The following is an 8,306-nucleotide window of genomic DNA, read 5'->3' as shown; positions in this document are numbered from 1 at the left end:
ACCGCCCGTGCTCGCGACACCGCCCGTGCTCGCGACACCGCCCGTGCTCGCGACACCGCCCGTGCTCGCGACACTGCCCGTGCTCGCCACACTGCCCGTGCGCCCCGCACCGCCCGCACGCCCCGCACCGCCCGCTCGCTCCGCACCGGCTGTGCTCGCCACGCCCACGCCCGTTGTGCTTCCTGCTTCCGCCATGATCCGCGCAGTGGCTTGAATTCCATCCAGCTTCGGCATCCGGACATCCATCACAACAACATCCGGCCGCAACCGCCGTACCAGCTCAACCGCCGCCAACCCATCCCCAGCCTCACCAACCACGGTCAGATCCGCCTGCGACTCAATCACCATCCGAAACCCGGCCCGCACCATCTCCTGGTCCTCAACCAGCAACACCCGAGTCACGGCGCACCGACCACTTCGGTACCGCCACGCCCATCCGCGGCCCCACCAACCACCGGCACCGTCGCCGTCGCCGTCGCCGTCAACACCGCCCCACCCCCGGCCCGACCCCGCAACTCAACCGCCCCGGCATAAACCGCCACCCGCTCCCGCATCCCCACCAGCCCATGCCCCGCACCCGCACCTGACCCCGCTCCTGCTCCACCCTCCACCCATCCGGTCCTGCCGCCCCCGTCGTCCGCAACCGTGATCACCACAGCATCCGCCGTCCACCGGACCTCCACCTCAGCCGCCGCCCCCGCCCCGGCATGCTTCATAACGTTCGTAAGCCCCTCCTGCACAACGCGATAAACCGTCAACCCAAGCCCCGCCTCAACCGAGTAAGGCGGCTCATCCACAACCGCCACCACACTCCACCCACTAGCCCGCACCTGCTCAATCAACCCACCCAACTCACCCACCCCAGGCACCGGCCGCACACCATCACCCCGCACCACACCCAGCGCCGAGGCACCCAGGTCCGCATCGTCAGCGCTCAGCGCACCTGGTGCAGACAACACCCTGTCCGTGCCGTACGTGCCCCGCGCACCCAACCGGTCCGGCGCCCGGAGCCCACCGCCAACACCCAGCCCACCCGCCACCCGAGACGCAGCCCGCCCACCCTCAGCACCCGACGCACCCGCTGCGTCCGGCACGGGAGATCCCGCGTACGTACCACCAGCACCCAGCACGCCCGCCGGAGAAGATGCCCCGAATGCACCATCAGCACCTCCGGCGCCGAGTGCGGTGGATGCCGGGCGTACGTCGTGCTCGCCTGCTGGGGGAGATGCCGCGGATGCACCGTCAGCAGTTCCGGCGCCGAGTGCGGTGGATGCCGGGCGTGCGCCGTGTACGCCTGCTGGGGGAGATGCCGCGGATGCACCGTCAGCAGTTCCGGCGCCGAGTGCGGTGGATGCCGGGCGTGCGCCGTGTACGCCGGCTGGGGGAGATGCCGCGGATGCACCGTCAGCACCTCCTACGCCTAGCGCTGTGGATGCCGGGCGTACGTCGTGTACGCCGGCTGGGGGAGATGCCGCGGATGCACCGTCAGCACCTCCTACGCCTAGCGCTGTGGATGCCGGGCGTACGTCGTGCTCGCCGGCTGGGGGAGATGCCGCGGATGCACCGTCAGCACCTCCTACGCCGAGTGCGGTGGATGCCGGGCGTACGCCGTCCATGCGCAGTACGCCAAGGATCTGCCGTGTCTCGGCGAGTGCTTCGCGGGCGTGCTTGCCGATCGTGCCAAGTGCAGCCATCGCCGGGTCGTCAGCCGCGTGTGCAGCGGCGTACCGTCCACCATCTGCCTGCGCGATCACCACCGCCAGCGAATGCGCCACCACATCATGCATCTCCCGAGCGATCCGAGCCCGTTCAGCCAGTACGGCGAGCTGATCCCGCTGCTCACGCTCAACCTCCAACAACTGCGCCCGTTCAACAGCAGCAGTCGCCTGCCCACGCCGCACCCGCCCCAGCGACCCAACCGCCCACGCCGCAACCACAATGCTCGCGAACAACGCACCAATCACCAGATGAGCAACAAACGAATCCACCAGCCGCGGCCACGCCACGCCACCGAGCACTGCCCCAACCAGCGCAGCCACCAGCCCCGTACGCGCAACCCACACCGCCCCGTACGCAGCAACCGCATGCACCGCAACCGGTACCGCCACATCAGCCGCCACCACACCAACCGTGTCCCGCACCACCACCCACTGCCCCAGCCCCACCACCCCCACCACAACCAAACAAACCCCCGGCCACCGCCGCCGCACCGCTACCGGCGCCAACAGCAACACCGAGAACAAGAAGTAAGCCCCCGGCGCCCGAACCGCCCACCCAATCCCCACACAAACCGCCAGCAACACCCCCGCAACCACCACATCCACCGCACCCCAGTGCGACCGCAAGCACCCCTCAACCCGCTCAGCCAACACCCCGCCACTATAAAAGCCACCCCACCCCCCACGAGGCAACCGCAGTCACCGCACACGCCCACGCACAAACTCCGCGACGCCGTCCGAGCCATGAACCCCACTGCGACCTGGTCCTACGGTCCGCAACGGCTGGCCGAGTGGCGGTCCTGAAGCACACGTCCTGGGAACTACTGGTGGGGGACAGCAACCGGCGGCTGATGATGCCGAGGCAACAGGCGCCGCCGAACTGGTGGTGCTGGACACGACGCCTGGGCAGGCGATGCTTGCGAGGGATGGGAGCCAGGAGTTGGCCGCATTGGACACAGCGACTGGAGGACCGCCCCCGGCGAGCACCCGCGATGAGCCGACCGCCCTGGGAAACCGCCGGTGAGCCGACCCCCTTAGGAAACCCCGCTGGTGAGCCAACCGCCCAACCACACCCCCGCCGGCGAGCCGACCGGCTTCACCACCTAACACGGCCGGAGCACCTGACCCGACGCATCCCGTACCCGCCCCCGCTCTCCGAGGCTTGCCCCCTGAGGTGGAGGGTTGCCCCCTGAAAATTCCAGGGGGCAACCCTCCACCTCAGGGGCCGACCCCGCTGGTGGATCGTTCGCAGTCGGCCGGGGCGGGAGCGTGCATCGTCCTCGACATCTGACCGAGCTATCGCCTTGGGTAACCCCAGCCGGTGAGCTGACCGCGCAACCCAACCTCGGCTGGTGAGCTGACCGCGCAACCTAACCCCTGCTGGTGAGCTGACCGCTCAATCCAACCCTTGCTGGTGAGTGGACCGCTCAACCCAACCCCAGCAAAGCCGAGCGAAGCGATGGCGCAACGGGGGGTGCGGGTGGCGGAGGCCCCGCTTGCGGCAAGCGAAGCGCAGCCGCACAACACGACGAAGGCGACCCGGCTCCGCGCTTCCGCGGACACGAGTCGCCGTTCGCCTTCGTGGGCGATACTGGGTTCGAACCAGTGACCTCTTCGGTGTGAAGGCGGATCTGGCGTGCCCGGCGATATTTTGCCTACTCGTTCGAGGCCTCGGGGGATCATGTCCGCCCTCTGACTGACTCGACGCGCCTTCCGGCTCGCTGCCTGTCTGCTGCTCGGCACCGCGACCAGGGAACTGCGAGACGCCCGGTGGATTGGACCGGAACTGGGCGTCTGTCGGTCAGGAGCGCTACGATCGCGAGTCGCGACCTGGGGGAGGAAGCCAATGATGAGTTCGCGCAGCGCTGGGGAGGATCGTGTCTGAAGGCATCACGGTGTGGGAGCGGCTTAACCCGTCTGCTCCGGCGACGACCGCCACGACCACATCGAACGGGGAAGGTGACCCGCAGGCCGACCGCAGGAGGTTCTGGCGCCGGGTCCACCTTTTGGACCTGATCGCTTTCATCGCGTGGGGCTACGTCATTTCGAAGGTGTTCCTGGCGGACTGGGATCGCGCGCTCGTTCGCAAAGCATTCCCAAACTATGAATGGGTAGTCAATTTTCGGATTCTGCTGTTCATTGCTGTGGCGCTTGTCCTTCTTCGCGTGGGCAAGAAGGGGTTGGGCCTGCTTTGGATAGCCTATGTCATCGTGTGGCCGATTGCCTTGATAAGCTGGCGAATTCCAAGATTCGCCTATCGCAAGGGCAGTTGGAATGGAGTTGTTGCCCTTGTACATGTCCTGATCGGCGGCATACGTGGGTTTAAGTCTGCGCTAATTGGTGCCGGGCTCGCTGTTCTCACCCTGTTTTTCGCAGTGCTGCCCGGCCGCACTCCGGCGGTACTGTCGGCAATCACGGCCTTCCTTGTATTGATTTGGTATCTCTATTGTGCCGCGCGCTCAATCTTGGCGCCGGGCCGTTTCATGCGCACTCAGAGCAAGATTGTAAGGCGAATCAATCCTAAGACGCTGGCGGTCAACTACAAGGAACTGGCGCCTCTCATTGAAGGTGGCGACGCTCTGACTCCAGCTCAGTCAGATCAGTTCATTCAGGCCGCGCAGAGTGCGCTACTGCTGCACAGATCGACACACTTCTGGGCTTACCGCATCAACGAATACCGCAAGAGTCCTGCGTTGATGATCTACAGCGTGATTGCGATAGTCTGGCTCTTCATTGGCTGTGTTGTTGCTTTCACGTTCATCAACTTGGCGATCTATCAGGCGAGTCCCTCAAGCTTTGTCGTCGCAGGCGATCCTCTTCCGGTCAAATTCCTCTATTACTCGACAGTGAGCATGTATGCAGGAGAGGCCAACATCGTTCAGGCTGTCGGTGGATTTGCAATAGTAGTCAAGACTCTTGAGGCATTCTTGGGGCCGGTCATCGTTGTAGGCCTGATTGCTACTCTGATCTTGAGTTACAAGCACACCAGGGACGATGAAGCCGCGCAGCAGGCCGTGAATGATATTCGTGGCGGTGCTGCACGGTTCGAAGCTGAGTTCGCGAACATCTATAAGGTGACGCCGGACGATGCGCTGATGTATCTGCAGCAGATGGGCAGGGGCATGAGCGGAATATTCACATTCCTATTTCAGTCAATGCCGACCGACTTCGACACCGGCCAGGCGAAGCCCGACCCTCCGGATTCGACAGAGGTGCGCCAGTCCGATCCTGCGGGATCGAGTGTCGGGTCGACGGTCGACGAGCCTGGTCAGGAGGTGGAGCCCTCTAACTCAACTTCCGGGCCGGAAGCGACGGCTGCCGGAGCGCCTTCCGCAGAGGCGGACGAATCTGTCGGCTCCCAGAATGGCGTGGATTCACGACAGCCCTGACGGAAATTCTTCCAGCACCCAGCTCCACAGAAATTGGTCGCTGACGCTTTGGCCTGTACCTGAAGCAACGGGCTCCAGGGAAACCTTCGACCCGTTGTGTGGGTCGACAATTCTGATGCCCGCGTATCGCAGAACGGCGAGCGACGCATGCCAGGCGGGATTTCACGGAACGGCTTTGCCGGCAATCCCCGAGCGTCACCGCGCGCTCGTCGCGTTGGCGGGCGGCACGGGCTTGCGCTGGGGTGAATGCGTCGGGCTCCGTTGGGAGTCGATCGACACGGCGGCCGGGACGATTCGGGTCGAGCGGGTCGCCGTGGAGGTCAACGGGCACGTCACCCCGAAGCCTTATCCGAAGTCGCGGGCGGGCCGACGAGTGGTGCCCCTCCCGTCGATGGTGAGGCATCTCTTGGAGCAGTACCGCGAGCTGTACGGGACTGGCCAGGCGGGGGAGGTGTTCATCAACGAGGCCGGTACGCCGTTGCGACGGACGCTCTTCCGGTCGCGGATCTGGCGGCCGTCGTTGGTGCGGGCCGGACTGCTCGGATGCGTCACTGAGGACGGCGACAAGTTCCGGGGGAGCTGGCCGACACCGGCCGGGGACGAGAGCGAGCTGTTCCCGACGAGGGCTCAGGCAGTGAAGGCAGTGTCACGGCGCGCCGATGGCGGACTCCGCTTCCATGACCTTCGGCATTCGTACGCGTCGTGGCTGGTCACCTCGGGTGTGCCGGTTCCCGACTACAGCGGGTGATGGGCACGAGCGGCCCGCCGACCACGCTGATGATCTACACGCACGTGCAGGGAGGAGGGGTCCCAAGAGAGGGTTCTAGGCGCTCTTGCTGCCTTTCGCTGCCTGACGAGGGCTGAAACGAGAAGAGCGGGGACCCGGCTGGCGCTGGGGTCCCGCTCTGGCCTGCGTGGTTTCCGGGTGGGCGATACTGGGTTCGAACCAGTGACCTCTTCGGTGTGAACGAAGCGCGCTACCACTGCGCCAATCGCCCCGGGTGGTGCTGATGTTTCTGATGTGGTGTTGCGGGTGAAACCATAGCGCATGATGCAGCGACGATCTAATCGGGCCGGGCTACTCTTGGCGCAGGACGGAGATCCCGTCGCGTTGGAGACGTGATTGTGACTTTCTCGCACGACACCGAGCAGGCGCTCGGGACGCTGGTCCGGCTGGTCAACACCATGCCCGGGCCGAACAGCCAGGTCGATTCGCTGGAGGCACTCGAGGAGCTGGAGAAGTTCGTTCACGAGCGGGAGTTCAGCGCGGTCGAGTCGTTGTCGGAGAAGGACCTCGCCGAGGTACGGGATCTGCGGCCGTTGTTCGCGCCGGTGTTCACCACGGAGTCGGATGCGGAGGCGGCGTCGATGATCAACGCGATCATCGCCCGCGGTACGTCGACGCCTAGGTTGACGAACCACGACGGGCACCCGTGGCACATCCACTACTCGCGGGCCGGCGCGTCGCTGGCGTGCCGGATCACGGTGGAGTGCGGGATCGCGCTGGCGCAGGTGATCTCGGCGGGGGAGCGCGAACGGCTCCGCCGCTGCGAGGCCCCGGACTGTGACGACGCCTTGATCGACCTTTCTCGCAACCGCTCGAAGCGGTACTGCGATGCGCGTACGTGTGGCAACCGTTTGCACGTCGCCGCGTACCGCGAACGCCGCAAGGCCTCCGGCGAGTAGCCGGCGGCCGATTACACGGCTGAGCTCGACGGGCAGCCGAGCGGGTAGTCGACGCCGGCGATCGCGCCGGTCGAGGCGCGAAGTGCCGGATGAGCGGCTGGTGGGACGGTTGTCCCGGCTGAGCGCACCGTGTCCGGTAGGTGGCTTGTGGGGTGGGTCGCGTCGACTGGGGCGCACCGTGCCCGGTGGGTGGTTGGTGCAGGCGGTCGCGGTGGCTTGGTGCCGTGCGTCTCGGTGGCTCGGTCGGCGTGGTGGGATCGGGCCGGTGGTGTGTTCGGCGGGGCGGATCTCCAGGTCATCACAATTCGTCGGCCAGGGCGGCCGTCCGCGGGCCGCGACTCGTACGCGGCGATTGTGATGGCCTGGAGATCCGACCCGACGGGTTGGGCGAAGTGCCCGCGTCGAATCGGGGCGGCGGGCGCGCGTACAGCTTCGTGCGGGTGCGGGGCCGGGTCGGGTGTGCTTAAGGGTTTGGGTCGGTGGCCGAGCGGTCGGCGAAGAGCTTGGCTGCCTGGGACGTGATGGTGCCGGGGGCCGGGAGGGTGCGGGTGTCGGCGCGGTGGATTGGCTGGACGTCGCGGGTTGTGGATGTGAGGAAGATCTCTTCGGCCTCGGAGAGGAGTTCCAGGGGTACGTCGCGCTCGGTGCCGCCGAACCACTCGAGGACGAGGGCGCGGGTGACGCCGGCCAGTGCGCCTGAGTCGAGGGTCGGCGTGATCAGTTCGCCGTCGTACACGCAGAAGATGTTCGAGCCGGTGCCCTCGGCCAGGTTGCCGATCGTGTTCGCGAAGATTGCCTCGCTGGCGCCGCGCTCCTTGGCGTACGCGAGAGCGCGGACGTTCTCCGCGTACGAGGTGGTCTTCAGGCCGGCCACCGCGCTGCGCTCGTTGCGTACCCACGGCACTGTGACGATCGCGGATGTGGCGGCCGGGCGCTTGATCTCTTGGGAGGCGATCAGCACAGTCGGGCCGGACGTGCCGCGGTCGGAGGAGAGGGGCGACACGCCGCCGGTGTACGTGATCCGCAGCCGGCCGAACGGGATACCGGGATCGGCGGCGATCACGTCGGCGATACCGCTCTCGATCGCCGTGACGTCCGGCGCCGGGAGGCCGAGCCCGACCGCGGACCGGACCAGCCGGTCCAGATGCCGGCGGACCGCGAACGGGCGGCCGTTCTCGATCTTGAGCGTCTCGAAGACGCCGTCGCCGGTGGTCAGCCCGTGGTCCAGCGGGGAGACCGTCGCCTCGTCGTCGGCCAAGGCGCCGTTCAGCCAGATACGCATGTGGTGCTCCTTCCGCCGAACACCTTAGTGCGAAGGCGATCCGGTACCGCGCGGCCGCCCTCAGGTGACCAGTTGATGACCGTACGTCGACGGGCTGGGTGGACCCCGATTTTTGAAGTCGGGCGTCGATGGGCTAATGTTCTTCTCGCGCCGGGGAGACAAAAACCGGTCGCAACGCGGACGTAGCTCAGTTGGTAGAGCGCAACCTTGCCAAGGTTGAGGTCGCCGGTT

The 8,306-nt window shown here is 66.3% G+C and carries 6 protein-coding genes and 1 tRNA gene; 3 read left to right on the top strand and 4 right to left on the bottom strand.

The window, feature by feature from the left end; genetic code table 11:
- Positions 1-348: response regulator (locus ABD260_RS37250; RefSeq protein ID WP_425553502.1), on the bottom strand; the 348-nt coding region annotated here is incomplete at its 3' end.
- A gap of 50 nt (positions 349-398) precedes the next feature.
- Positions 399-2,372 (bottom strand): sensor histidine kinase, encoded by a 1,974-nt coding sequence (locus tag ABD260_RS37245; RefSeq protein ID WP_425553501.1) that lies wholly within the window; start codon positions 2,370-2,372, stop codon positions 399-401.
- A 1,223-nt stretch (positions 2,373-3,595) separates the two neighbouring features.
- Between ABD260_RS37245 and ABD260_RS37240 the strand changes: the two genes are divergently transcribed.
- Both ABD260_RS37240 and ABD260_RS37235 read left to right on the top strand, forming a co-directional pair.
- A complete protein-coding gene (locus ABD260_RS37240) occupies positions 3,596-5,107 on the top strand; it encodes a hypothetical protein (RefSeq protein ID WP_344241657.1) in 1,512 nt (503 codons plus the stop codon).
- Between the two features lie 175 nt (positions 5,108-5,282).
- Positions 5,283-5,855, top strand: coding sequence for a tyrosine-type recombinase/integrase (locus tag ABD260_RS37235; RefSeq protein ID WP_344241655.1), 573 nt, complete (start codon positions 5,283-5,285; stop codon positions 5,853-5,855).
- 178 nt (positions 5,856-6,033) lie between these two features.
- Here ABD260_RS37235 and ABD260_RS37230 read toward each other — a convergent pair.
- Positions 6,034-6,105 (bottom strand) — tRNA-Val (locus tag ABD260_RS37230).
- A 127-nt stretch (positions 6,106-6,232) separates the two neighbouring features.
- Here ABD260_RS37230 and ABD260_RS37225 point away from each other — a divergent pair.
- The gene (locus tag ABD260_RS37225; protein ID WP_184833007.1) at positions 6,233-6,793 is read left to right on the top strand and encodes a CGNR zinc finger domain-containing protein; all 561 of its coding nucleotides are present in this window, start codon (positions 6,233-6,235) and stop codon (positions 6,791-6,793) included.
- Between the two features lie 463 nt (positions 6,794-7,256).
- Here ABD260_RS37225 and ABD260_RS37220 read toward each other — a convergent pair whose 3' ends face one another.
- Positions 7,257-8,075 carry an aminotransferase class IV gene (locus ABD260_RS37220; RefSeq protein WP_344241652.1) on the bottom strand — a complete coding sequence of 273 codons (819 nt, stop codon included), beginning with the start codon at positions 8,073-8,075 and terminating at the stop codon, positions 7,257-7,259.
- Between the last annotated feature and the right edge of the window lie 231 nt (positions 8,076-8,306).

It is taken from the genome of Kribbella hippodromi, from assembly GCF_039531045.1.
GTDB classification, from domain to species: Bacteria; Actinomycetota; Actinomycetes; order Propionibacteriales; family Kribbellaceae; genus Kribbella; species Kribbella hippodromi.
Note: the sequence above shows the minus strand (reverse complement) of the source record. Positions and strands in the feature narration are given on the sequence as shown.